Origin of the sequence: Stutzerimonas stutzeri (genome assembly GCF_000590475.1) — a bacterium.
GTDB classification, from domain to species: domain Bacteria; phylum Pseudomonadota; class Gammaproteobacteria; order Pseudomonadales; family Pseudomonadaceae; genus Stutzerimonas; species Stutzerimonas stutzeri_D.
The window spans coordinates 1,431,134-1,455,528 of the sequence record NZ_CP007441.1; the positions used below are offsets into that span (position 1 = coordinate 1,431,134).

General features: G+C 59.4%; 24 protein-coding genes and 1 pseudogene. 18 read left to right on the top strand and 7 right to left on the bottom strand.

Annotation, left to right across the window (positions count from 1 at the left end; translation table 11 throughout):
* The first annotated feature begins 49 nt into the window (after window positions 1-49).
* The 3 genes from CH92_RS06605 (at window position 50) to sthA (ending at window position 2,778) form a co-directional block, all read left to right on the top strand.
* Window positions 50-973: an FAD:protein FMN transferase gene (locus tag CH92_RS06605; RefSeq protein ID WP_025240991.1), complete on the top strand. Its 924-nt coding sequence runs from the start codon at window positions 50-52 to the stop codon at window positions 971-973.
* Window positions 970-1,200: a (Na+)-NQR maturation NqrM gene (nqrM, locus tag CH92_RS06610; RefSeq protein ID WP_025240992.1), complete on the top strand. Its 231-nt coding sequence runs from the start codon at window positions 970-972 to the stop codon at window positions 1,198-1,200. The genes CH92_RS06605 and nqrM overlap by 4 nt, the downstream gene beginning before the upstream one ends.
* 183 nt (window positions 1,201-1,383) lie before the next feature.
* Entirely contained in the window at window positions 1,384-2,778 is a 1,395-nt protein-coding gene (gene sthA, locus CH92_RS06615) for a Si-specific NAD(P)(+) transhydrogenase (protein ID WP_025240993.1), read from the top strand.
* A 118-nt stretch (window positions 2,779-2,896) separates the two neighbouring features.
* On the opposite strand, the gene CH92_RS06620 is transcribed toward sthA, so the two are convergent.
* The 3 genes from CH92_RS06620 to CH92_RS06630 are packed head-to-tail and all read right to left on the bottom strand — an operon-like array spanning window position 2,897 to window position 4,496.
* Window positions 2,897-3,619, bottom strand: coding sequence for a glycerophosphodiester phosphodiesterase (locus CH92_RS06620; RefSeq protein ID WP_025240994.1), 723 nt, complete (start codon window positions 3,617-3,619; stop codon window positions 2,897-2,899).
* Complete coding sequence (locus tag CH92_RS06625; protein WP_025240995.1) at window positions 3,616-3,921, bottom strand: hypothetical protein; 306 nt, start codon at window positions 3,919-3,921, stop codon at window positions 3,616-3,618. Before CH92_RS06625 ends, CH92_RS06620 begins: the two co-directional genes overlap by 4 nt.
* A 2-nt stretch (window positions 3,922-3,923) precedes the next feature.
* Window positions 3,924-4,496, bottom strand: coding sequence for a PilZ domain-containing protein (locus CH92_RS06630; protein ID WP_025240996.1), 573 nt, complete (start codon window positions 4,494-4,496; stop codon window positions 3,924-3,926).
* 100 nt (window positions 4,497-4,596) lie between these two features.
* Between CH92_RS06630 and CH92_RS06635 the strand changes: the two genes are divergently transcribed.
* Genes CH92_RS06635 through CH92_RS06645 form a run of 3 tightly spaced genes read left to right on the top strand, consistent with a single transcriptional unit; the run spans window position 4,597 to window position 7,797 of the window.
* On the top strand, window positions 4,597-5,844 hold the full coding sequence (locus CH92_RS06635; protein ID WP_025240997.1) for a lipoprotein-releasing ABC transporter permease subunit: 1,248 nt from the start codon (window positions 4,597-4,599) through the stop codon (window positions 5,842-5,844).
* A gap of 7 nt (window positions 5,845-5,851) precedes the next feature.
* A complete protein-coding gene (gene lolD / locus CH92_RS06640; protein ID WP_025240998.1) occupies window positions 5,852-6,550 on the top strand; it encodes a lipoprotein-releasing ABC transporter ATP-binding protein LolD in 699 nt (232 codons plus the stop codon).
* Window positions 6,550-7,797, top strand: a complete 1,248-nt coding sequence (locus CH92_RS06645; protein WP_025240999.1) for a lipoprotein-releasing ABC transporter permease subunit — start codon at window positions 6,550-6,552, stop codon at window positions 7,795-7,797. The genes lolD and CH92_RS06645 overlap by 1 nt, the downstream gene beginning before the upstream one ends.
* Before the next feature lie 10 nt (window positions 7,798-7,807).
* Here CH92_RS06645 and CH92_RS06650 read toward each other — a convergent pair whose 3' ends face one another.
* Window positions 7,808-8,323, bottom strand: a complete 516-nt coding sequence (locus CH92_RS06650; RefSeq protein WP_025241000.1) for a DUF2062 domain-containing protein — start codon at window positions 8,321-8,323, stop codon at window positions 7,808-7,810.
* A gap of 182 nt (window positions 8,324-8,505) precedes the next feature.
* Between CH92_RS06650 and CH92_RS06655 the strand changes: the two genes are divergently transcribed.
* From CH92_RS06655 to murB, 8 genes are all read left to right on the top strand, one after another.
* Window positions 8,506-10,731, top strand: a complete 2,226-nt coding sequence (locus CH92_RS06655) for a DNA internalization-related competence protein ComEC/Rec2 (protein ID WP_025241001.1) — start codon at window positions 8,506-8,508, stop codon at window positions 10,729-10,731.
* Between the two features lie 71 nt (window positions 10,732-10,802).
* Entirely contained in the window at window positions 10,803-11,435 is a 633-nt protein-coding gene (locus CH92_RS06660; RefSeq protein WP_025241002.1) for a MotA/TolQ/ExbB proton channel family protein, read from the top strand.
* The gene (locus tag CH92_RS06665) at window positions 11,432-11,860 is read left to right on the top strand and encodes an ExbD/TolR family protein (RefSeq protein ID WP_025241003.1); all 429 of its coding nucleotides are present in this window, start codon (window positions 11,432-11,434) and stop codon (window positions 11,858-11,860) included. The genes CH92_RS06660 and CH92_RS06665 overlap by 4 nt, the downstream gene beginning before the upstream one ends.
* Window positions 11,860-12,864: a tetraacyldisaccharide 4'-kinase gene (lpxK, locus tag CH92_RS06670; RefSeq protein WP_025241004.1), complete on the top strand. Its 1,005-nt coding sequence runs from the start codon at window positions 11,860-11,862 to the stop codon at window positions 12,862-12,864. Before CH92_RS06665 ends, lpxK begins: the two co-directional genes overlap by 1 nt.
* Before the next feature lie 46 nt (window positions 12,865-12,910).
* Window positions 12,911-13,096, top strand: a complete 186-nt coding sequence (locus tag CH92_RS06675; protein ID WP_025241005.1) for a Trm112 family protein — start codon at window positions 12,911-12,913, stop codon at window positions 13,094-13,096.
* A complete protein-coding gene (kdsB, locus tag CH92_RS06680; protein ID WP_025241006.1) occupies window positions 13,093-13,857 on the top strand; it encodes a 3-deoxy-manno-octulosonate cytidylyltransferase in 765 nt (254 codons plus the stop codon). The genes CH92_RS06675 and kdsB overlap by 4 nt, the downstream gene beginning before the upstream one ends.
* A gap of 2 nt (window positions 13,858-13,859) precedes the next feature.
* On the top strand, window positions 13,860-14,324 hold the full coding sequence (locus CH92_RS06685; protein ID WP_025241007.1) for a low molecular weight protein-tyrosine-phosphatase: 465 nt from the start codon (window positions 13,860-13,862) through the stop codon (window positions 14,322-14,324).
* Window positions 14,321-15,340 (top strand): UDP-N-acetylmuramate dehydrogenase, encoded by a 1,020-nt coding sequence (murB, locus tag CH92_RS06690; protein WP_025241008.1) that lies wholly within the window; start codon window positions 14,321-14,323, stop codon window positions 15,338-15,340. Before CH92_RS06685 ends, murB begins: the two co-directional genes overlap by 4 nt.
* A 203-nt stretch (window positions 15,341-15,543) precedes the next feature.
* Here murB and CH92_RS06695 read toward each other — a convergent pair.
* Window positions 15,544-16,769, bottom strand: a pseudogene (locus CH92_RS06695) (IS3 family transposase).
* Between the two features lie 105 nt (window positions 16,770-16,874).
* A complete protein-coding gene (gene rne / locus CH92_RS06705; protein WP_200869644.1) occupies window positions 16,875-20,003 on the bottom strand; it encodes a ribonuclease E in 3,129 nt (1,042 codons plus the stop codon).
* A gap of 551 nt (window positions 20,004-20,554) precedes the next feature.
* Here rne and rluC point away from each other — a divergent pair.
* Genes rluC through CH92_RS06720 form a run of 3 tightly spaced genes read left to right on the top strand, consistent with a single transcriptional unit; the run spans window position 20,555 to window position 23,160 of the window.
* Window positions 20,555-21,508 (top strand): 23S rRNA pseudouridine(955/2504/2580) synthase RluC, encoded by a 954-nt coding sequence (gene rluC, locus CH92_RS06710; RefSeq protein ID WP_025241011.1) that lies wholly within the window; start codon window positions 20,555-20,557, stop codon window positions 21,506-21,508.
* Entirely contained in the window at window positions 21,501-22,187 is a 687-nt protein-coding gene (locus CH92_RS06715; protein ID WP_025241012.1) for an HAD-IA family hydrolase, read from the top strand. Before rluC ends, CH92_RS06715 begins: the two co-directional genes overlap by 8 nt.
* Window positions 22,177-23,160, top strand: a complete 984-nt coding sequence (locus tag CH92_RS06720) for a S49 family peptidase (protein WP_025241013.1) — start codon at window positions 22,177-22,179, stop codon at window positions 23,158-23,160. Before CH92_RS06715 ends, CH92_RS06720 begins: the two co-directional genes overlap by 11 nt.
* Before the next feature lie 17 nt (window positions 23,161-23,177).
* Here CH92_RS06720 and CH92_RS06725 read toward each other — a convergent pair whose 3' ends face one another.
* The gene (locus CH92_RS06725) at window positions 23,178-23,756 is read right to left on the bottom strand and encodes a Maf family protein (RefSeq protein ID WP_025241014.1); all 579 of its coding nucleotides are present in this window, start codon (window positions 23,754-23,756) and stop codon (window positions 23,178-23,180) included.
* Window positions 23,757-23,860: 104 nt separating this feature from the next.
* Here CH92_RS06725 and CH92_RS21615 point away from each other — a divergent pair, with 104 nt between their 5' ends.
* The gene (locus CH92_RS21615) at window positions 23,861-24,388 is read left to right on the top strand and encodes a YceD family protein (RefSeq protein WP_025241015.1); all 528 of its coding nucleotides are present in this window, start codon (window positions 23,861-23,863) and stop codon (window positions 24,386-24,388) included.
* The last annotated feature ends 7 nt before the right edge of the window (window positions 24,389-24,395 follow it).

Sequence of the window (24,395 nt, forward strand, 5' to 3'; positions counted from 1 at the left end):
GACGGGCTGTCTGTTTCAGGACAAGGTAGAAAGCTTCAGCGGCCCAACCATGGGCAGTACCTATACGGTCAAGTACGTGGCAGGACGCGAGGCATCCGATAAGGAGCAGCTACAGCGCGAAACCGAGTCGATACTCGCCGAGATCGACAGGCAACTGTCGACCTACCGGGCCGATTCGGATATCGAAAGGTTCAATGCTTTGTCTGCAGGCGAATGCATGACCATGCCGGACGGCGTCCGTGAGCTGATCCTGGCCGGACAGCAGCTTTCGGACGAAAGCGACGGTGCGCTGGATCTGACCATCGAACCGCTACTTAACCTCTGGGGATTTGGTCCGCAGGGGCGAGGCGAGCGGGTGCCGTCTGCGGAGGAAATCGCCACGGCTCGGCAGAACGTCGGTCAGCATCATCTCCGGGTAGATGGCGAGCAGCTTTGCAAGGACAGGGCTGTCCAGGTCGACTTCAACAGCATTGCCGCCGGCTACGCGGTGGATCAGGTAGCGACAGCGCTTGAGGCGTCAGGCGTCGACAGCTATCTGGTGGAGATCACCGGGGAGCTGAAGGCGCGGGGCCGCAAGCCGGACGGGTCTTCCTGGCGCGTCGCTATCGAAGCGCCACGGGATAACGAGCGAGTGGCGCAGCGAATCATCGAATTGGATGGTTTTGCCGTTTCCACCTCCGGTGACTATCGCAACTATTTCGAGCGTGACGGCAAACGCTATTCGCACACGCTCGATCCGCAAACCGGTGCCCCTATCATTCATCATCTGGCGGCCGTGACGGTCGTCGATCCCTCGACATTACGGGCGGACGGGTTGTCTACTGTGCTCATGGTAATGGGTCCCGAGCGGGGGCTGGCGTACGCGACAGAACGAAAGATTGCAGCGTTCTTCGTTGTTCGCGAAGGGCAGGAATTCCTAAGCAGAAGCACTGAGGCCTTCGATGAGCTATTCGGTGCGGGAGCAGAGCAATGACTTGGTTGATCGTTTTTCTCGTCATGCTGTTGGTCGTGTTCGGCATGGCCATCGGCGTGATCATGGGACGCAAGCCCATCGCAGGTTCCTGCGGCGGCATCGCCAATCTCGGCATCGAAAAAGAATGCTCGATCTGCGGCGGTAGCCGCGAGAAGTGCGAAGAAGTAACTGCGCAGGCGAACCAGGATGAAAAAGCAGATCTCGCGTACGACGCGACCAGACGCTGACCCCTGGTATTGATCGGGTCGGCTGTTGGTTGCCGGCCCGAGTCTCGTGCTCGGCAATGCCGATGTCGTTCGGGTTGTCGGCGCAACGGTCAAGGGCAGCGCTACGCCAGCGATGGCAGTCGCCCTGACCAACCGAAATCGTTAACAGCGGCAGGGCTGCCTGCTGCGTGTTCAGGGGTGAATATGGCTGTCTACAATTACGATGTGGTGGTATTAGGCTCGGGCCCTGCCGGCGAAGGCGCGGCGATGAACGCGGTCAAGGCTGGGCGTAAGGTAGCCGTGGTCGATAGCAGGCCGCATGTGGGCGGCAACTCCACCCATCTGGGTACCATCCCGTCCAAAGCGCTGCGCCATTCGGTGCGCCAGATCATGCAGTACAACACCAATCCGCTGTTCCGCCAGATTGGTGAGCCGCGCTGGTTTTCGTTCCCAGACGTACTGAAGAGCGCCGAAAGCGTAATCGGCAAACAGGTCACCTCGCGTACCAGCTACTACGCACGTAACCGTATCGATATTTTCTTCGGCACTGCGAGTTTTGCCGACGAACAGACGGTAGAAGTGGTCAGTGCCAATGGCATGGTTGAAACGCTGGTAGCCAACCAGTTCATCATCGCGACCGGCTCGCGCCCCTATCGCCCCGCTGATGTCGATTTCTCGCACCCGCGCGTTTATGACAGCGACACTATCCTGACCCTGAGCCATACGCCACGCCGCCTTATCATCTACGGAGCCGGAGTGATCGGCTCTGAATATGCGTCAATTTTCAGCGGTCTCGGGGTACTGGTTGACCTTATCGACAACCGCGAACAGTTGCTCAGCTTCCTCGACGACGAAATCTCCGACGCGCTCAGTTACCACCTGCGTAATAACAATGTGTTGATTCGCCATAATGAGGAGTACGAGCGTGTCGAGGGCGTCGACAACGGCGTTATTCTGCATCTTAAGTCCGGTAAGAAAATCAAGGCGGACGCCTTCCTCTGGTGTAATGGACGAACCGGTAACACCGACAAGCTCGCCCTGGAAAACATCGGTCTGAAGGTCAACAGCCGCGGGCAGATAAAGGTCGACGAACACTACCGTACCGATGTCGGCAATATTTACGCGGCAGGTGATGTGATCGGTTGGCCGTCGCTCGCCAGTGCAGCTTATGATCAGGGCCGTTCCGCCGCCGGCAGCATCGTCGAAAACGATAGTTGGCGCTTCGTAGACGACGTGCCGACGGGTATTTATACGATCCCGGAGATCAGTTCGATCGGCAAGAACGAGCGTGAACTCACAGAGGCGAAGATTCCCTACGAAGTGGGCAAGGCATTCTTCAAGGGAATGGCGCGGGCGCAGATTTCAGCCGAGCCGGTCGGCATGCTGAAGATTCTCTTCCATCGCGAGACGCTGGCAGTGCTCGGCGTGCATTGCTTCGGCTATCAGGCGTCGGAAATCGTGCACATCGGCCAGGCGATCATGAACCAGCCGGGTGAGGCGAATACGCTCAAGTATTTCATCAACACCACCTTCAATTACCCGACCATGGCCGAAGCCTATCGCGTTGCTGCGTTTGACGGGCTAAACCGGCTTTTTTGAACGGCTCCGACCGGTGGCCTGAGCCGGTCGGAGATGACACCCGAGACTGGCGCTGGCCAAATCGGGAAAGCTTTTGAGGGCAAGGAAGGGGCCACCGGGTAGGGCGGCCCTTGTCAGTTCATGCGCTGCGCAGCGTGGTGACGGCGAGGCCAGGGTAATCGGTAATCAGGCTGTCGACGCCGAAATCCGCGAGCCGACGCATCAGCGCCGGTTCGTTCACGGTCCAGACCGAAACGTGCAGCCCTTGCTGGCGGGCTTTGGCGATCCGCTCGGGCGTGCACAGCGTCCACTTAAGCGCCAGCAGCTCGCAGCCGTATTGCTTGGCCACTTTCAGAGGGTCGAGCCAGGCGTATTCGGCGACCAGTCCGCACGATATTTCCGGGGTCAGGCGCTTCAGGGCCCGCAACACTTCCCGTGATCCGGATGTGACGGTGATCCGATCAAGCAGGCCATAACGCTCGGCCAGCTCTTTGATTGCGAGCACCGAACGAGCGGCACGGACTCTCGACGCGCTTTTGACTTCAAGTTGCCAGTGCTCGAAATCGCATTTCTCGAACAGCTCCGACAGGCGCGGGATAGGGCAGGGCTGTTTCCAGCCGGGCCCGCTGCTGCGCGCGTCGTAACGAGTCAGTTCCTCGGCGTCATGCTCGACGACCTTGCCGCGTCGTCCGGTGGTGCGCTTGAGCGTTGGGTCATGGATAACCATCAATTCGCCGTCTTTGGAGAGATGCAGATCCAGTTCGCAGCGACGCACGCCGTGGGCGAGGCATTGCTGGAAACCGACCAGGGTATTTTCCGGAGCTTCACCCTTTGCGCCACGATGGCCATAGATCAGTGTCACGGTTGTATATCTCGCTGTGCTGGAGTGATGCGCTGATGATGTAAAACGCTGTCGATCACCCGATTGCCTTCGAAGTAAACCGAAAACTCGCGGTAATCCCAGCGGGTGATCGGCGGCTGCCCTACAGCAGGATGCTCTTCATCGGCAAGACCGAAGCGCTCGAGTACTTGGTTCTTGGCGTCGCCGCGATTGGGCAAAGGCTGTTGGGTTTGACCTTGTTGGCCAATGGGAATGTGGATGATGTCGCCCTGTGCCGGGATGCAGAGACCAAATGTCAGAAGTGGGATAACCAGTCGATGCATGTTCAGGTTCCTTGCAGACTTTCACGAGCCAGGCGTCGTTCGGTTGCCTGTTTCTGCAGGATATGTCGCGCGAGCAGTTGCCGTTGTGCATCAGTCAACGCTTCGAAGGACGTGCCGATTGCAAAGCGTCCATCGTCTAGGGGTTGACAGCTCGCTATGCGGGCACGCAACAACAGGCCCAGACATTGTGGCATCAACACGAGCTTGAGCGTCCAGGTCGTGTCTTCGTCGAGCGGCTGATCATTGACGAAACTGATGCCGCCTTCCGAGAGCACCACCTCGCGTACCGAACCATGATCTTTTAACAGGTCCTGCGCCAGCGCCTGGCCCAGCAGGTCGATGCGCTTGTTTTGCACCTTCAGATAGTTGGCTAGCGTGCGGTTCCCCTCCGCTATCTGACGCAGCAGGTACTGCGCTTCGAAGTCGAGCTGATGCAGTTCACCAAGCAAATCGAACAGCTGCATCGAGCCGCTACGGGAGACTGTTTCGGCGTGTTCCGGCGACAGGATTTCCAGTGCGATCATGTCCTCGATACGATAGTATTCGCGGCGATCTTCGGTGTCTTCTATGGGCATGTCGATCCCCGAGCTGCAATGATGGCTTGAGTGTATCAGGCCGCCTGGCAACGTCATTCAGCTTGTTATTTCCTGCCAGCGAAAGCGAACTCATCGATTTATGTTCAGACCGCTGTCCGTGTATATCGGAGCGCGCTACACACGCGCCAGACGTCGCAGCCTCTTCGTCTCCTTCATATCTTTTACATCCATGATCGGGCTCGCGCTCGGCGTGCTGGTGATGATTGTCGTGTTGTCGGTGATGAACGGTTTCGATCAAGAAATGCGCAGTCGTGTGCTGGGCATGGTCCCGCACGCCACGATTGAAAGCGCGACGCCAATCGACGACTGGAAAGCGTTGGGGCAGCGGCTCGCGCAGCATCCACAAGTCGCGGCAGTCGCGCCGTTCATTCAAATGCAGGGTCTGCTGACCTATCGGGGTCAGGTCACCAAGACACTCATTAATGCAGTGGATCCAGCGGTCGAGCCGGATGTCTCCATTGTTGGCCAATTCTTTCGTGAGGGCACGCTAGGAGACCTAGCGCCCGGCGAATTTGGCATCGTTATCGGTGACAAGGCGGCCGAAAAACTGGGGGTCGGTGTCGGTGACAAGATCACGTTCGTGGCTCCTGAAGTGACGGTCACCCCAGCGGGTGTTTTTCCGCGGATGAAGCGCTTCACCGTACGCGGCATTTTTCATGTTGGTGCGGGTGAGATCGACGGTTACGTGGCGATGGCTAATATTTCCGATCTCGCACGACTGCATCGCTGGAAGCCCGATCAGGTCCAAGGGCTGCGCCTGCGTTTCGTCGATCTATTCCAGGCGCCACGCATTGCGTGGGAACTGGCGGGTCAGCTGGGTGACGATTTCTATTCTCGCGACTGGACTCGCACCCACGGCAACCTCTATCAGGCGATCCGCATGGAGAAGGCCATGATCGGCCTGCTGTTGTTGCTAATCGTCGCAGTGGCAGCTTTCAACATCATCTCGACGCTGGTAATGGTCGTAACTGACAAACGCGGCGACATAGCGATTTTGCGTACGCTTGGCGCGACGCCCAAGCAGATCATGGCAATCTTCATGGTCCAAGGCACGGTGATCGGAGTGGTCGGCACGTTGGTAGGTGCCTTGCTCGGCATCTTCTCCGCGCTCAATGTCAGTACCTGGGTCGCCGCGCTGGAGCGGCTGATCGGACACAAGTTTCTTAGCGCCGACGTGTATTTCATCGATTACCTGCCGTCCCGGTTGATGACCGCCGATGTGGTGCAGGTCTGCGTCGCCGCGCTCATCCTGAGTTTTTTCGCCACCCTGTATCCAGCGTGGCGTGCGGCCCGTACTCAACCGGCCGAGGCGTTACGATATGAGTGAGCTGGTTATGAATGAAAGGTCTCTGAAAGATGGCGCGGTACTGAGTTGCCGCAACCTGGGCAAGCGCTACGAGCAGGGCCCGGAGTCGGTCAGTGTGCTTTCCGGCCTGCAGCTGGAGTTGTTTCCGGGGCAGCGTGTCGCCATCGTCGGCAGTTCCGGCTCCGGCAAGAGCACCCTGCTGAATTTGCTTGGCGGCCTCGATACGCCCAGCGAAGGCAGCGTCTGGCTGGCCGGGGAAGAACTCTCAGCGCTGAGTGAAAAGGATCGCGGTCTGTTGCGTAATCGCGCGCTGGGTTTCGTCTATCAGTTCCACCACCTGTTGCCCGAATTCACCGCGCTGGAAAACGTCTGCATGCCGCTGTTGATCGGCAAGACGCCGATACCTGAAGCGCGCACGCGGGCGACCGAATTACTGCAGCGGGTGGGGCTCGGCCATCGGTTGGCTCATAAGCCGTCGGAGCTGTCCGGGGGCGAGCGTCAACGTGTGGCGATTGCTCGGGCGTTGGCCAACCGCCCGGCGCTGGTACTGCTCGACGAGCCTACCGGTAACCTCGATCACCATACCGCCCAAGGTATTCAGGACCTGATGCTGGAATTGAGCAGCTCATTGCGCACTGCGTTTCTCGTCGTTACTCACGATCCGCAACTCGCCGGGCAAATGGACCACATTCTGCGCCTGGAAGACGGCCGGTTGGTGGCCGGGTAATGTTCAGGCCGCTCAGCATCTTCATCGGCAGTCGCTATACGCGGGCCAAGCGTCGCAACCATTTCATCTCCTTCATTTCCTTGACCTCCATGATCGGGCTCTCGCTGGGCGTGCTGGCGATGATCATAGTGCTTTCCGTCATGAACGGCTTCCAGCGTGAGATGAGCAACCGCATTCTGGGTATGGTGCCGCACGCTGTGATCGCTGGAGACGGACACCCGGTAGATGACTGGCAGTCGCTGGCCAAGCAGCTCCGGTCGTACCCCGAAGTGCTCGGCACGGCGCCGATCACGCAACTTGAAGGCATGCTTTCGTTCAAGGGCTCGATGCAACCGATCGAGATCAAGGGCATCGATCCACAGGCAGAAGGAGAAGTATCGACCCTGGGCTCGAAGATGATCGCCGGCAGGCTCGACGATCTCAAACCAGGTGAGTCCGGGGTAATTCTCGGGTTGATGACTGCGCGTCGATTCGGCCTGAAGCTGGGCGACAAGCTCACCCTCATCGTGCCGGAACTCAGCGATGCGCCCGGCGGCATTACGCCTCGCATGCAGCGCCTGAATGTCGTTGGGGTGTTCAAGGTAGGTGCCGAGTTGGACGGCAGCCTGGCCATGATTCATCGGACCGATGCGGCGCGGATTCTTCGCTGGCAACCGGACCAGGTCGAAGGTGTCAGGCTCAGATTGGCAGATCTGTATCGCGCTCCGGAGGTTGGGCACGACCTCGTTGCCAGGCTTGGTGCCGATTACCGCAGCGAGGATTGGTCGCTCACTCAGGGCAGTCTGTTCAGCGCCATGAAGATGGAAAAGACCATGATCGGGCTGCTGCTTCTGCTGATCGTGGCGGTTGCCGCTTTCAACATTATCGCCACCTTGATCATGGTGGTGGCCGACAAGCGTGCCGATATCGCGATTTTGCGCACCCTGGGGGCGACGCCCCGTCAGATCATGACGATTTTCATGGTGCAGGGCAGCATCATTGGCCTGACCGGCACGCTGATAGGTACCGTCCTAGGTGTGCTGGGCGCGTTCAACGTCAGTACGCTGGTGGGGTGGTTGGAGCGGGTATCGGGCCAGCATATCTTTAGCTCCGACGTTTATTTCATTAACACCCTGCCGTCAGAACTGCGCCTGGAAGACGTGCTGTTGGTGACATTGGCCGCATTGATCCTGAGTTTCCTGGCGACGCTCTATCCCGCCTGGCGTGCCGCACAGACTCAACCCGCCGAAGCGTTGCGTTACGAGTAGGGCGCAGGCGTCAGCGGCGGCCCGCCTGACGCCTGCGCCAACTGCGGCTGACCCACCAGCGCCAATAGGCCTGTGTCGCCACGTAACCCAGCACGGCCAAGACGAGGCCGACCACTAGAGAGCCTAAATATAAGGGCTCCCAGTGGCTGCTGAGCATCTTCTGCACCCAGGCAAGGGTCAGCTCCATTGGCATAGGCGAAACCGGGGTGTCCAGCAGCCAGGCGCCGACCTTGTAGCTGCAATAAAAAACCGGTGGCATGGTCAGCGGATTGGTCAGCCAGACCAGCCCAACGGCTATCGGCAGGTTAGCCCTGGCTGGCACCGCACATAGCGCGGCGGCCAACATCTGCATGGGCATCGGAATCATGGCCCAGAACAGGCCAATGGCCATTGCTCTGGAAACCGAATGCCGGTTGAGGTGGAGCAGGTTCGGATCGTGAGTCAGGGTGCCGAGAAATCGCAAAGATTTGTGGGTCTTTAAGCGATCGGGGTGCGGCATGTAGCGTTTGAAAAAACGACGCGGCATGAAGATTCTCTGGCGGGCTGAAGCGCGTCCGATTATGCCTGAAACGAGACCCGGCGCTGAGATGAGTTTGTGACATAGATTCTACACTGTAGAAGCCGACGGGGTGTCGGCGATCCACTATGGTTCGGCAACCGTCTCCCTTGGACGGCTGGGCCTCTGGAAAGGAATCCAGGAGATGTACCATGCGTACGGCAATGCTGGCGCTGGCAGCAGGGCTTTTACTGCTGCGCTTTCTACCGCAACTGCCACCGTTGTCGGCATTGCCTTTTGTACTCGTGACGGGACTGGTCTTGTTGCCATTCCGCTGGCGAGCACTTGGATGCTTCCTGCTTGGGCTCGGATGGGCTTGCCTGAGTGCTCATTGGGTCTTAAGCGATCGCCTCCCGACCGAACTTGACGGCCGTACCTTCTGGCTTGAAGGGCGGGTGGCGGGGCTACCGGATGTTCGTGGCGGTGTAGTGCGCTTCGAGCTGGTTGATGTCTCGTCCCGGCATTCCGGCTTGCCTTCGCGGATGCGCCTGGCCTGGTACGGCGGGCCGATGATTCAGGCAGGAGAGCGATGGAGGCTCGCCGCCAAGCTCAAAAGGCCACGTGGCCTGGTCAATCCTCATCCGTTCGATTACGAGGCCTGGCTTCTTGCGCGTCGGATCGGTGCCAGTGGCACGATTAAAGCAGGCGAGCGGGTGGCGTTTGCAGATGGGAACCTGGCGTGGCGCGACCGGTTGCGCCAACGCTTGATGGCAGTTGACGCCCAGGGACGCTCGGGTGCAATTGCAGCGCTAGTGGTTGGCGATGACAGCGGTTTGTCCACGTCAGACTGGCGCATCCTGCAGGACACCGGGACAGTGCACTTGATGGTGATTTCTGGACAGCATGTTGGGATGCTGGCCGGTTTACTCTATGGCCTGGTTGCACTAATGGCGCGTTGGGGAATCTGGCCGCGCCGAATCGCCTGGCTGCCCTGTGCCTGCGGTCTGGCGCTGTTTGGTGCTCTCGCATACGGTTGGCTGGCGGGCTTCGAGGTCCCGGTTCAGCGAGCCTCGGTAATGGTCGCCCTGGTGCTCTTGTGGCGCTTGCGGTTTCGCCATCTCGGTGTCTGGTTACCACTGCTAGTCGCGCTTGATGGCGTCCTGCTGATCGATCCTTTAGTCAGTTTGCAATCGGGGTTCTGGTTGTCCTTCTTAGCCGTGGCGCTGCTCGCCTTGGTCTTCCGTGGCCGATTGGGCAGTTGGGGCTGGTGGCAAGCCCTGGGTCGCGCGCAGTGGAGCATGTCGCTCGGCCTGTTGCCGGTATTGCTTGCGCTGGGCTTGCCGGTGAGCCTGAGCAGTCCAATCGCCAATCTTTTCGCGGTGCCGCTGGTCAGCATGCTGATCGTACCGCTGTCCTTGTTGGGCACTTCGCTGCTCTGGTTGCCAGGCGTTGGTGAATGCTTGCTCTGGCTGGCGGGTGGCTTGTTGGCGTTGCTCTTCGATACGCTGCGATGGCTTGCTGACTGGCAGTCCGCGTGGCTACCGGCCTCCTTGCCGATATGGGGCTGGGTGCTGGTCGCGCTGGGAATGCTGCTGCTTTTGTTGCCGGCAGGGGTGCCATTTAGGACTTTAGGATTGGTGCTTCTCGCGCCGTTGTTGTTTCCACCGGTAAATAAACCCACGGCGGGGCAGGCGGAGGTCTGGGTGCTTGACGTTGGCCAGGGGCTGGCCGTGCTGGTGCGTACCCATGAGCATGCGCTGTTGTATGACGCGGGGCCGCGCTATGGCGACTTCGATATTGGCGAGCGGGTTGTGTTTCCGTCGATGAAGACATTGGGATTGGCTGACCTCGATCTGATGATCCTCAGCCATGCCGACAGCGATCACGCTGGAGGCGCTCTGGCGATTCAACGGCTGATGCCAGTGGCGCGGGTGCTCAGCGGTGAGCCGGAAAGCTTGCCTGCCTCGCTGGAGGCTGAAGGGTGTCGCTCAGGAGAACACTGGGAGTGGGAGCAGGTCAGTTTTACGCTCTGGCGGTGGTCGCAAGCCGGGGATGGAAACCAATCCTCGTGTGTACTGTTGGTCGAAGCGGGCGGTGAGCGCCTGCTATTGACGGGGGATATCGATGTGCCGGCCGAGCAGGCGCTGTTGGCGAGCGATATACCGCTGGGCGTGCGGTGGTTGCTGGTGCCGCATCATGGTAGTCGCAGTTCATCTTCAACCGCGTTTATCGAGGCAGCCGGCGCCGAAGGCGCGCTTGTCTCGCGCAGCCTGCACAACGCCTTCGGTCATCCGCATCCAGATGTGGTGCAGCGTCTGCAGGCATCGGGCACCCCGATTTTCGATACGGCTGAACTAGGCGCTCTGCAGATCCGTCTCGGTCGTTTCGAACCCATTCGAGGATTGCGCGCCGAACGGCGATTCTGGCGGGAAAAATGAGAACCGAGGCCGTCGGCGGCCTGTCGGCCCTATGCTAGAGTGGCGCCACTTTTTCGTGGGGGATTCATCTCGTGTGGGAGCTGGTTAAAGCGGGCGGCTGGATAATGCTGCCAATCATCCTGTGTTCCGTCGCGGCTGCCGGCATCGTCGCCGAACGGCTGTGGACGCTCCGGCCTAGCCGTGTGACTCCGCCGCATCTGCTTGGTCAGGTATGGAAATGGATCAAGGACAAGAAACTCAGCAACCAGAAACTCAAGGAGCTGCGCGCGGATTCGCCACTCGGCGAGATCCTGGCTGCGGGCCTAGCCAATTCCAAGCACGGCCGGGAGATTATGAAAGAGTGTATCGAGGAGGCTGCGGCGCGTGTCGTTCATGACCTTGAGCGCTACCTCAATGCGTTGGGCACCATTGCCGGCATCGCACCGTTGCTCGGCCTGCTCGGCACTGTGCTCGGGATGATCGAAATCTTCAGCGCCTTCATGGGTTCCGGCATGGCCAACGCACCCTTGCTCGCCGCGGGTATCTCCAAAGCGTTGATCACCACGGCAGCTGGTCTGATGGTTGGCATCCCGGCCTTGTTTTTCCACCGTTTCCTGCTGCGCCGTGTCGAAGAGCTGGTGGTCGGAATGGAGCAGGAGGCAATCAAGCTGGTCGAGGTCGTACAGGGTGACCGTGACGTCGATCTGGGTGAGGGCAAGGCGTGAAGTTTCGACGCAAAGCGCGAGAAAACGTCGACATCGGCTTGGCCCCGCTGATCGATGTGGTGTTCATCTTGTTGCTGTTCTTTGTGGTGACCACAACTTTTACCCGCGAAACACAGCTCAAGGTGGATTTGCCTGAAGCGGCCAGCGGTACACCGCCCCAGGATGTCGAGAAAAAGCAGCTGGAAGTAGTCATCGATGTCGATGGCAGCTTTACCCTGAACGGCAAGACGTTGATCAAGCATGACCTGAGCACATTGATGGCCGCGCTCAGTAAAGAGTCTGGCGGGGATACCGGCCTGCCGATGATCATCAGTGCCGATGGCAAAACCCCGCATCAGGCTGTCATTACCGCCATGGATGCGGCTGGAAAACTGGGTTTTGCGCATCTTCGTATCACCACCGTCGAGGCCCAGCCGGAGCCCTGATGTCCTTTTCCCATCGTCTGCAGCGCGCCTGGTACGAAGGGCATCCAGCCCTGGCTTTACTCGCGCCACTGGAGGCACTCTACCGGCGTGTGGTAATTGCCAAACGAAAGAAATTCGTCAGCGGAGCGACCGATCGTTACCGTGCTCCGGTGCCTGTGGTGGTGGTGGGTAATATCACCGTTGGCGGGACCGGTAAGACTCCGCTGATTCTCTGGCTCATCGAACATTGCCGCCGTCGCGGCCTGAAAGTCGGCGTGATCAGCCGTGGCTACGGCGCCACGCCACCGTCGCACCCCTGGCGAGTGATGCCCGACCAATTGGCGACTGAAGCGGGCGACGAGCCGCTGTTGATCGCGCAGCGAACGGGCGTACCGGTCATGATCGATCCGGATCGATCCCGGGCCGCTCGCGAGCTGCTCAAGTGCGAGCCACTCGATCTCATTCTTTCCGACGACGGTTTGCAGCATTACCGACTGGCTCGCGACCTCGAACTGGTACTGATCGATGCTGCGCGCGGTCTGGGCAATCGTCGTTGCCTGCCCGCGGGCCCGCTGCGTGAGCCGATCGAGCGGTTGGAATCGGTTGACGCGGTGCTTTTCAACGGGGCGCCGACCGACAGCTCGTCCGGTTTCGCCTTTGCCTTGCAGCCATCACGGTTGATCGAGCTGATCAGTGAGCAGGCCTGGACGCTTGACCATTTCCCGCCAGGCCAGGCTCTGCACGCCGTTGCCGGGATCGGCAATCCACAGCGTTTCTTCACCACGCTCGAGGCGCTACACTGGCGGCCGATTCCGCACCCCTTCGCCGATCACGCCCGCTATAGCCTGGAGCAGCTGAGTTTCAGCCCCGAGCTACCCTTGGTGATGACTGAGAAGGATGCGGTCAAATGCCGGGCATTCGCGCTGCCGGGCTGGTGTTATCTGCAGGTGCAGGCCGAGCCATCGGCGGCGTTCGTGACCTGGTTCGATGCCCAGCTAGACCGATTGCTGCCCGAACATCCCTAAGCCGCTCGATCTGCCAGGTGCGGTCGGCTGCATCCAAGGACTGCGCATGGATACCAAACTGCTCGACATTCTCGCCTGCCCGCTCTGCAAGGGCCCGCTGAAGCTCACCGATGACAAGTCCGAACTGATCTGCAAAGCCGATGGCATGGCCTTCCCGGTGCGGGACGGCATTCCCGTAATGCTGGAAAGTGAAGCCCGCACCCTGGAAGTGGACGAGCGCCTGGACAAATGAGCAGCCCTTACACCGTTGTTATTCCGGCGCGTTATGCATCCAGCCGCCTGCCTGGCAAGCCGCTGCAGGACATCGCGGGCAAGCCGATGATTCGTCACGTCTGGGAGCAAGCCTGCAAGAGCGGTGCGCAGCGGGTGGTGGTTGCTACCGATGACCTGCGGATTCTTGAAGCTTGCCAAGCCTTCGGCGCGGAAGTGTTGTTAACGCGTGTCGATCACAACTCAGGTACTGATCGCCTCGCCGAAGTAGCTGGCAAACTGGGCCTTGCGGCTGATGCGATCGTCGTCAATGTGCAGGGCGATGAGCCGTTGATTCCTCCTTCGGTGATCGATCAGGTCGCGCACAATCTCGACGCGCATCCGGAAGCGGCCATATCCACGCTTGCCGAGCCGATCAGCGATCCGCAATTTTTGTTCAATCCCAACGTTGTGAAGGTACTTAGCGATATCAACGGTTTGGCGTTGACCTTCAGTCGTGCGCCGCTGCCATGGGCTCGGGACGAGTTCGCCCGTGACAGGGATGCGCTTCCGGCTGATGTTCCGTACCGCCGGCATATCGGTATCTATGCCTACAGGGCCGGATTCCTGGCTGACTTCGTTGCCTGGGGCCCTTGCTGGTTGGAAAACACCGAATGCCTCGAGCAGTTACGGGCACTTTGGCATGGCAAGCGTATCCACGTCGCTGATGCGGTCGAGGCGCCTCCGGCTGGAGTCGACACCGCCGAAGATCTCGAGCGTGTGCGCAAGCAGCTCAGAGCCTGAGCGTGAACATCCTGTTCGTCTGCATGGGCAACATCTGCCGATCACCCACGGCTGAGGCGGTGTTTCGCAAGTACGTGCAGGACGCCCGGCTGGAAAGTCGCATCTCCGTCGATTCTGCGGGGACGGGTGATTGGCATGTCGGTAAGGGGCCGGATCAGCGCTCTTGCCAAGCGGCCGCCAGGCGAGGCTACAATCTCGGCACGCTACGAGCGCGGCAGGTGGCAGTCGAGGATTTCCAGCGCTTCGATCTGATCCTGGCGATGGATCATGACAATCTGGAGCGGTTGCAGACACTGCGACCGTTGGATTCGCGCGGGGAGCTGGACCTGTTCCTGCGCCGATACAATCTGGGCGAAGACGCTGTGCCCGATCCGTATTTCGGCGGCCAGGACGGTTTCGAGCAGGTGCTCGATCTGATTGAAAAGGCATCTGCAGCGCTGCTCAACGAGGTCAAGGAGCGTCTGTGACTCTTCTCATCGAACAGAACCGCTCGCTCAAAGCATTCAATACGATGGCTGTCGAGGCTCGCGCGGCGCGCTTTGCCGAGGCTCATGACGACCAGGAGGTAACCGAGGCGCTCGCCGAGGCGCGCCGCCTTGGTGTGCCGCTGTGGATACTCGGCGGTGGCAGCAACCTCGTGCTTACCGCAGATGTGGACGCGCTGGTGCTGCGCATGGCCAGCCGGGGCGTGTTGGTGCTTGAGGACGACGGCGAGCGGGTGGTGATCGAGGCGGCGGCAGGAGAGCCATGGCATCCTTTCGTGCTGCACAGCCTGGAGCTCGGTTTGTCCGGCCTGGAAAACCTCAGCCTGATCCCCGGTACCGTTGGCGCTGCACCGATTCAGAACGTTGGTGCATATGGCGTCGAAATCAAAGACGTGTTCGCTGGGCTGACCGCACTGGACCGTGAAACTGGAGGTCTCGTTGAATTCGATCTGCAAGCGTGCCAGTTCGGCTACCGTGACAGCTTGTTCAAGCGCGAGGCCGGGCGCTACATCATTCTGCGGGTGCGCTTTTTGCTGCAGCGAACGGCAAATCTGAAGCTTGAATACGGCCCTCTGCGCCAATGGTTGCAACAGCACGATATCCAATGCCCCACGCCAACGGATGTAAGCCGTGCGGTCTGTGCAATTCGTAGCGAGAAGCTGCCCGACCCCCAAGTGCTGGGCAATGCTGGCAGCTTCTTCAAGAACCCATTGGTCCCTCAGTCGATTGCTGATGCATTGCAGGCGCAATACCCGGATCTGGTGGCGTTTCCACAAGGACAAGCACAGGTCAAGCTTGCCGCTGGGTGGCTGATCGAGCGTGCGGGCTGGAAGGGCTATCGAGACGGCGATGCGGGAGTGCACCGGCTGCAGGCGTTAGTGCTCGTCAACTATGGTCAGGCCACCGGTCGGCAGATCCTGAATTTGGCTCAGCACATACAGGCAGATATTGCCGAGCGCTTTGGTGTGCAACTGGAAATAGAGCCGAACATTATCTAATACGGAGTCCGTTCGGTCGCACTAATCGTTGGTGTGGCGGGCTGCGCGCGTCTGTTGCTTTGGCGATGTATACCGCGTCGCGGATTATCGGCGATGCACCTGTATTTCCCGCAAGTATTGCCCCCCGTACCCGGCTAGACACTGTCTTCCTGGCTCTAGCGATGGGCACCTGTGTCTAGTCCTGAAATAGGTTTACACCTGTTTCACCCAAACGTCCGGTGCATCGCATTGGGCGTTTGATATTTCAAAGACTGGTGCGGACGCTCGCGGTTGTATATTGCTACCGACTCGCTCACCATCTTCTTCGCCTGGGTTAAATCCTGTGGTCTCTTGAGCAAAAGCTCGGTCTTCAATATCCCGTTGACCCGCTCTGCCAGGGCGTTTTGATAACAGTCATAGCCGTCCGTCATCGAGCACCTGATGCCATGTTTGGCATGCAGTGCCTGGTACGTTCCCGAACAGTACTGGCTGCCTCTGTCCGAGTGGTGGATCAGCGGCTGCACGGTTTGGCGCTGACTCACTGCTCGACGCAGCGCCTAAGCTACCGACTCGGCGTGCAGGTTTTCATGGACGTGATAGCCCATGATTCTGCGCGAAAAAGCATCCGTCACAAGGCTCAGATAGGCCACACCTTCTTGGGTGGGCAGATAGGTAATGTCAGCCACCCAGACTTGCTCCGGGCCGCTTGGAACCACCTGATCAGGACCCGCTTTGAGCAGGTTCGGATGCCGCCGAAAGCGATGATGGCTGTCGGTCGTCTTGTGATACGCCCGCTTGCGGGCCACTAATAAACGTCTCTCGCGCAAAATTGAAAACAAACGGTCTCGACCCACTCGCAGCTCATACTGTGGCTGGCAATGCAGCAAATAATGCAGCTTCCGCGTCCCCATGCGGGGTTGCCGCAGGCGCTTTTGCGTAACGAAATCAGCTACTTTCTGATCCAGAACCAGACGCGTAATGTCGGCGCGATTGCGCTTGTAGTAAGCCTGTCGGCTTATCCCCATGAACTGGCAAGCCCTGCTGATGCTCAGGTTTTGGATGCGCTTTTGCGAAAGGACTTGCCGGGACGCTTTTTTATGACAGATAGACCATAGTCAGTTTGCAAGACATCCACGACAGCTTCGAAAAACTGCGCTTTCTGATTGGACAGCTTGAGTTGCTCTTCAAGTTCTTTGATGCGTTGCTCTGGCGTTAGCGGGCGGTTTTGCTCGGGCATGGTCCCCATCCTCGGCGAGCCGATGTATGCGCCTGGATTCCAGTTTTGCCGACCGTGCTTGCGTAACCACGTCAGAACGGTCGTCTTGCCTTGAATCCCGTAACGCTCCTGAGCCTCTCTATAGGTCAGCTCGCCTTTTTCGACCTGATCGACGACCGATAATTTAAAAGTCATCGTGTAGTCTCGCTGGCTACGCCTTTCTGCTGATTCCATCGCATCCTCCTGGAAAACAGATCAGAAGGTGTAAACCCTATTCAGGACGGGACACTGGACACAAAAAAGGGATGCCGAAGCATCCCTTTTTGACTGCTGTGCCTGTCAGTTCTGGCGCTTGTTGGCGTCATCCTGCTCGGCGGCTTCGTCGGCTACCTCAGGCTCAGCTTCCGCAGTGGGCTTGACCGGCTCCACCTCGTCGGGCTGAACAACTTCTGTGACGGCCTGTTCGGCTTCTGGTTCGGCCGTTTGTGGTTGCGCCCGTTCAACGGCCTGCTCTTCCTTGCTGCTGACCGCATCGACGATTGATTGCTCGACCGATGCAACATTAACCGCCTCGCTGACAACGATTTCAGGGCTTGCCAGCTCCGCTGGCGCCTGTGCTTCGGCTGAAGCGTTCGCTTCGGCGGATTTCGCCTCGGCTTCGGCTGCCTCTTTGGCCAGACGCTCCTGCTCGAGGCGACGACGACGTACTTCGCGTGGGTCGTTGGGCGCACGGCCGGTTGCCGTCAGAGCTGGTGTTACCGGCTCGATTGGCGCCGGAGTAGGCTGCTCGGACGCCGGCGTGACCTGGGCCTGCACGACCTCAGGCTCAGCTGCCAACGGTTGGCTGGTTTCCTGCGGGGCAGGGGCTGGCTCGGCTTCCACGATGGCCGGCGTCGTGGCTTCGGCTGCTGGCACTGCGACAACTTCGGCTGGCTGTACCGCTTCGGTTATATTGGCTGTTTCGTCGACGGCTTCGACTGATGCTGGTGTTTCCGGGGCCGTCTCAGGCTGGATAGCCGCTGGCGCTGCGTCGGTATCGGCCGTATTTGCCGCCAGGGCGGCCGCGGTCGCGGCGATGGCAACCTGCTCGGATTTCACAGGCGCATTGCTTTCGCTGACTTCGGCAACGTTGCTCTCGGCCTCGTCACCAATCTCATTGCCGTTGGAATCACGCTGGCGATCACGGCGGTTGCTGCGGCGACGCTGACCACGGGAGCGGCGACGCGGACGATCGCTGCCTTCGGTCGATTCCTGTTCCTCTTGAGCAACCTCCGCAGTCTCATTTTGCTGCAGTTCTTCCGCGTTTGCGGTTTGCTCTGCCCGAGGCTTACGCTCTTCGCGAGGTGGGCGTGGTTTACGCTCGGTGACTTCCTCGCTAACAGCAGGAGCTGGTGCAATCTGGGCTTGTTCGTCGAGCGGTGCGCGCAATTCGCGCTTGCGCTCTTCGCGGGGCTGACGGTCTTCGCGCGGCGTGCGCTCGCGACGCGGTTGTGGCTGCGCCGGGCTATCGTTGGCCTCGACCGGCTCGCGGGCTTCGCGTGGCTTGCGCTCTTCACRMKRASGGCGTGGCTGACGTTCCTCGCGAGCCTGACGCTCTTCTCGTGGGGCGCGCTCTTCGCGCGGCTTGCGTTCTTCGTCGCGATTGCCGCGTGAATCACGGCGACGGTTCTGCTGGCGGCCGCTACGGCGCTCGTCGTTGCGCTGCGGACGGCTGCTGGTCGCGGGCTTCTGCTTCACTTCAGCAGCCGGTGCTTCCTGCTTGCCGGCGAAGAGACCGACCAGCGATTTGACCAGCCCTTTGAACAGGCTCGGCTCCTGGGCGGCCGGCGCGGCGACTTCTGCTGGCGCGGCGGCAGGCGTAGGTGCGGGCGCTGTTCGTGGAGGGGCAGTTTTCACCGCCGCTTCCTGGCGAACCAGTGTGCGTGTCGAGCTGACCGGTTGGGCTTCCTCGACTTCGGTCGGGCTCATCTCGTAGCTGGCCTGACCCGCGATGATCTCCGGGCTGTCATCGCGAAGACGCTGCACTTCGAAGTGCGGCGTTTCCAGATGATCGTCCGGCAGGATGAAGATGCGCGCGCGGGTGCGCAATTCGATCTTGGTGATGGCGTTGCGCTTCTCGTTGAGCAGGAATGCGGCGACCTGGAACGGGACGCGGGCGCGAACCTCTGCCGTGCGGTCTTTCAGCGCCTCTTCTTCGATCAGGCGCAGGATCGCCAGCGACAGCGACTCGACGTCACGAATGATGCCTTGACCATTACAGCGAGGGCAGACGATGCCGCTGGTCTCGCCGAGCGACGGACGCAGGCGTTGACGGGACATTTCCAACAGGCCGAAGCGCGAGATACGTCCGACCTGGATTCGGGCGCGATCAGCCTCGAGTGCTTCGCGAACTTTTTCTTCCACGGCGCGCTGGTTCTTCGCCGGGGTCATGTCGATAAAGTCGATTACAATCAGGCCACCGATATCGCGCAGACGCAGCTGGCGAGCGATTTCCTCGGCCGCTTCCAGGTTGGTCTGTAGCGCGGTTTCCTCGATATCGCCGCCCTTGGTGGCGCGCGCCGAGTTGATATCAATGGACACCAGTGCTTCGGTCGGGTCGATGACGATGGATCCGCCGGACGGTAGCTTCACTTCGCGCTGGAAGGCGGTTTCGATCTGGCTTTCGATCTGGAAGCGGTTGAACAGAGGCACGCTGTCTTCGTACAGCTTGATCTTGCTGGCGTACTGCGGCATGACTTGTTGGATGAAGGACAGGGCTTCGTTCTGGGCTTCGACGCTATCGATCAGTACTTCGCCGATGTCCTGGCGCAGATAGTCGCGAATGGCGCGGATAATGACATTGGATTCCTGATAGATCAGGAACGGGGCGGGGCGATCCTGCGAGGCCTCCTTTACCGCGCTCCAGAGCTGCAGCAAGTAATCCAGGTCCCATTGCATTTCTTCACTTGAACGACCGAGCCCAGCGGTTCGAACGATCAGGCCCATATCGGCGGGAACATCGAGGCCATTCAGCGCTTCACGGAGTTCGTTGCGTTCCTCGCCTTCGATGCGGCGAGAGATGCCGCCGGCGCGTGGGTTGTTCGGCATCAGAACAAGGTAGCGGCCGGCCAGACTAATGAAGGTGGTCAGGGCAGCGCCCTTGTTGCCACGTTCTTCTTTCTCGACCTGGACGATGACTTCTTGGCCTTCGCTCAGCACGTCTTTGATGTTGACGCGGCCTTCGGGGGCCTTCTTGAAATACTCGCGGGAGATTTCTTTCAGGGGAAGAAAACCGTGGCGGTCTGCGCCGAAATCAACGAAAGCGGCTTCGAGGCTGGGCTCGACACGGGTGATCTTGCCTTTGTAGATGTTGGCTTTCTTCTGTTCACGGGCACCGGATTCGATATCGAGATCGAACAGGCGCTGGCCGTCGACCAGTGCGACACGCAACTCTTCAGGCTGAGTTGCGTTAATTAGCATTCTTTTCATGTAGTACCGTCGGTTTCCAGGGCAGCGGAAACGGCGTTCGGCACACACGACTCTCGCGGTCGGTGTCAGGTGAGTCAGGAATGGTTGTAAGGCACTCCAGTGTCCAGCGATGTAAGGCCAGTTGGGCCGGCGTCGCGACGACGTCTCCTGCTTGCTGTCGGAACAGAAGCAATGGTTCGGGAGGAGGAATCAGCCATTGGTAGCGGACGGAATGAAGCGTCTATGAAAGCCTGTGCTACGCAATCCGATGGCTGTACATCTCCACCCAACACTCATACTTTGAAAATCGGGTGCCGCTCGCAGAATCCGAGCGGGTTATCGATTATCGCGATTCCCCAGTGGGGTCACGCATCATGTCTTCAAGGCTTGTTTCGGGGCTTCACCGCTACTTGAGGGAAGCTCCGTCGGACGGCCTCACGTCCTCGAACATTGCTGGGTCAGGAATGGCGGTTTCGCTGGCATTCGTTGACCTGGCCACTTTTGGCGGCGTTCGGGACTATAACAGCAATGTTTAAGTGCTTCAAATCCATGAAAATTGATATCATCCGCCGATGACCAATACCCTTTCTCAGACCTCCGGCGTGCAAATGCTCGAAGTCGCGCCGGAGCTTGCCGGCCAGCGCATCGACAACTTTCTTCGTACTCAGCTCAAGGGTGTCCCCAAAACACTGATATATCGCATATTGCGCAAAGGCGAAGTGCGGGTGAACAAGGGGCGGATAAAGCCTGAATATAAGCTCCAGGCCGGCGATGTAATCCGTGTACCGCCGCTTCGGCTTCCAGAGCGTGACGAGGCGGTCCCTGTTGCGCAAGGGCTTCTCGAGCGCCTGGAAGCGGCGATCGTCTATGAAGACAAGGCGCTTATTGTGCTGAACAAGCCTGCAGGCATAGCGGTGCACGGTGGCAGCGGGCTTAGTTTTGGTGTCATCGAGGCGCTGCGCCAACTGCGTCCTGATGCGAAAGAACTCGAGTTGGTGCATCGCCTGGACCGTGATACGTCCGGGCTGCTGATGGTTGCGAAGAAGCGCAGCATGCTGCGCCATCTGCATCAGGAATTGCGCGGCGATGGTGTCGATAAGCGTTACATGGCGCTTGTGCGAGGGCGCTGGGAGACCGGCAGGAAGCAGGTGAATGCACCGCTCATGAAGAACACGCTGCGCTCGGGTGAGCGCATGGTTGAGGTCACTGAAGAGGGCAAGGACGCGTTGACGCTTTTCCGTGTGCTGCGTCGTTTCGGCGATTTTGCCACGCTGGTCGAGGCTAGGCCGATAACGGGTCGGACCCACCAGATTCGCGTCCATGCGCTTCACGCCGGGCACGGAATCGCGGGCGACAGCAAGTATGGCGACGAAGAGTTTTCCAAGGTCATTCGTGATCTGGGCGGCAAGCGCTTATTTCTGCACGCCTATGCGTTGAAAGTGCCTTTGCCTGACGGCGGCGAACTGAGCCTGGAAGCGCCGGTTGATGATGTCTGGGCTCGGACGCTGGAGAGGCTTGGTGAGTAAATACGAGCTGTTGATCTTCGACTGGGATGGAACGCTGGTGAACTCCATCGGCCGTATTGTCGAATCCATTTCCGTTGCCGCAACCAGCTGCAATCTGCCGGCCCTCGATGAAACGGCCATAAAGGGAATCATTGGGCTGGGCTTGCCAGAGGCAGTTGCGGTGCTATATCCGCATGTCACGGATGTGGGCACCGCTGAGGCGTTTCGTCGTGCCTATGCCGAGCACTACCTCATGCTGGAAGCTGAGCCGTCGGAACTCTACCCCGGAGTCGCGCTGGCGCTGCAGCAGTTTCGTGACCAGGGGCATCTGCTTGCCGTGGCGACCGGAAAAGGGCGGCGCGGGTTGGACAGGGTGCTGGATGGGCAGGGTTGGAGCGATTTTTTCGATGTAACCCGTTGCGCGGATGAAGCCGCGAGCAAACCTGATCCATTAATGATCCATGAGATTCTGGCACATTGCGGGGTTGGTCCCGAGCGGGCCTTGATGGTAGGGGATTCGGTATTCGATCTCGAAATGGCTCGGCGAGCTGGCGTAGACAGCGTTGCGGTCTCCTACGGTGCGCAGCCGCTCGACGTGCTGCGGGCGTACTCGCCGCGTATGACCATCAATCGTTTTTCGGAGCTTGGCGATTGGCTGCGCTCCGCAGGTACAGCAGAGGTAGTTGCGTATGTCGGATGATTGGAAGGCGCCTGTGAATGAACAGCAGGACGATCGCAATAGCTGGAAGCTACTGGAAAAAACCTTGCTCGCCGGTGTCCAGGAGCAACGGCGGGCTCGGCGGTGGGGGATATTCTTCAAACTGCTGACCTTCATCTATCTTTTCGGTGCGCTGCTGATGTTCTCGCCTTTGTTGCATATCGGTGACAGCGGGAGTGGGAGTGCCAGTCATACTGCAGTCATCAATGTTCGCGGCATGATCGCTGATGAAGAGTCGGCGAGTGCGGATAACGTTGTCGGGGCGCTGCGTGCGGCCTTCGAAGATTCCAAAACCAAGGGCGTAGTTCTACGAATCAATAGCCCAGGGGGCAGTCCGGTACAGTCGGGTTACATTTATGACGAGATCAGGCGGCTGCGTGGCGAGCACCCCGACATCAAGGTCTATGCGGTTATTGCCGATCTAGGAGCCTCGGGCGCCTATTACATTGCCAGCGCTGCAGACGAAATCTATGCCGACAAATCGAGCCTGGTCGGTTCAATTGGAGTGACTGCAGCGACGTTCGGATTTGTCGAGACGATGGCTAAGTTGGGTGTGGAGCGCCGGGTTTATACGTCGGGCGAACACAAGGCGTTCCTCGATCCGTTCCAGCCTGAAAAGCCGGAAGAAACCAAATTTTGGCGCGACGTGCTCGGCATCACTCATCGCCAGTTCATCGACAGCGTCAAGCAAGGACGTGGTGATCGGCTGCAGGTCGCCGATCATCCCGAGCTGTTTTCCGGCCTCATTTGGTCCGGCGAGCAGGCGCTTGAGCTCGGGCTGATCGACGGTCTGGGCAATACCAGCTACGTGGCGCGCGAAGTGATTGGGGAAGAGGAGCTGGTGGACTTCACTGTCAAGGATTCCGCGCTGGATCGTTTCACCAAGAAGCTTGGTGCAAGCGTTGGTGCTCAGTTGGCGCTGTGGATGGGGTTCCAGGGGCCGCAACTGCGATAGTTCTCCATGGCTGAGGGTCAGGGAACTTTGACTCCGACGTTGTTCAGCATGTCGACCAGTCTGATCAGTGGCAACCCGATCAGGCTGGTCACGTCCGATCCTTCGGTGGCGCGGAACAGGCTGATACCCAGCCCTTCAGCCTTGAAGCTGCCCGCACAATCGTAAGGTTGTTCGGCGTGTAGGTAGCGCTCGATCTGCAGGTCATCAAGGTCTCGGAAATGGACTGTGAAGCTGACGCAATCGACCTGGGTGCTCCCGGTCCGGCTGTCCAGTAGCGCCAGCGCGGTTAAGAACTGCACACTTTTGCCACTGCAGGCTTGCAATTGCAGTCTCGCTCGCTCGAATGCGTAAGGCTTGCCAAGGATGCTTTGTTCAAGCACCGCGACCTGGTCCGAGCCGATGATCAGGTGGTCCTGATAGGCTGGCGCCAGTGCTTGAGCCTTTTCGTGGGCCAGTCGGCGCACCAGTTGCTCCGGCTGTTCTCCAGCATGCGCGGTCTCGTCTATTTCCGGGGAGGCGCAGTCGAACGCCAGATGCAGTCGTGAGAGCAGTTCGCGTCGGTAGGGGGAGCTTGATGCGAGAAGCAGGCGGCGCATTTTTCCTTCCTATATATATCGATCAGATCGGTGGTCGGCCGAGCTCAATTGTGCGGCTGAATTCCTTTGACAGTCGAGAGGTGCATCCCTAGAATGCCGCGCTTATGTTGAAAGGACCAATACCTCCGCACGTAGATCCGCGCAAGCTCGCTGACCGAGCGGCTAACCTGAAAGGTGAGCTGCAATTGTCTGGGCTGAAGCGGCTCGTCGATCCTCTCGAGGACGACAAAGGTGTGGTGCGCGCCAGTTTTGACTTTGGGCGCGACGAGCAGCGCACTGTGGTCATCCACAGCGAGCTGGATGTTGAGGTCACAATGATTTGCCAGCGCTGTCTGGAGCCGGTTGTTCTGCCTATTCACAGCGAATGCGATTATGCCGTCGTGAATGAGGGTTCGAGCAGCCAGCACCTGCCTAAGGGCTATGACGTGCTGGAAGTGGGAGAGGATCCTCTGGATCTGCTGGCGCTGGTTGAAGAGGAGCTTCTGCTTGCTCTTCCGATTGTTCCACTCCATGACCAAGAAGTTTGCCAGCCGCCGGCTGGGCCTGATGAGCCCGAGCCGAATGAGGACGAGGTATCGCGGTCCAACCCGTTCAGCGTACTGGCTCAGTTAAAGCGTGACCCAAACGTTTAGGAGTTGA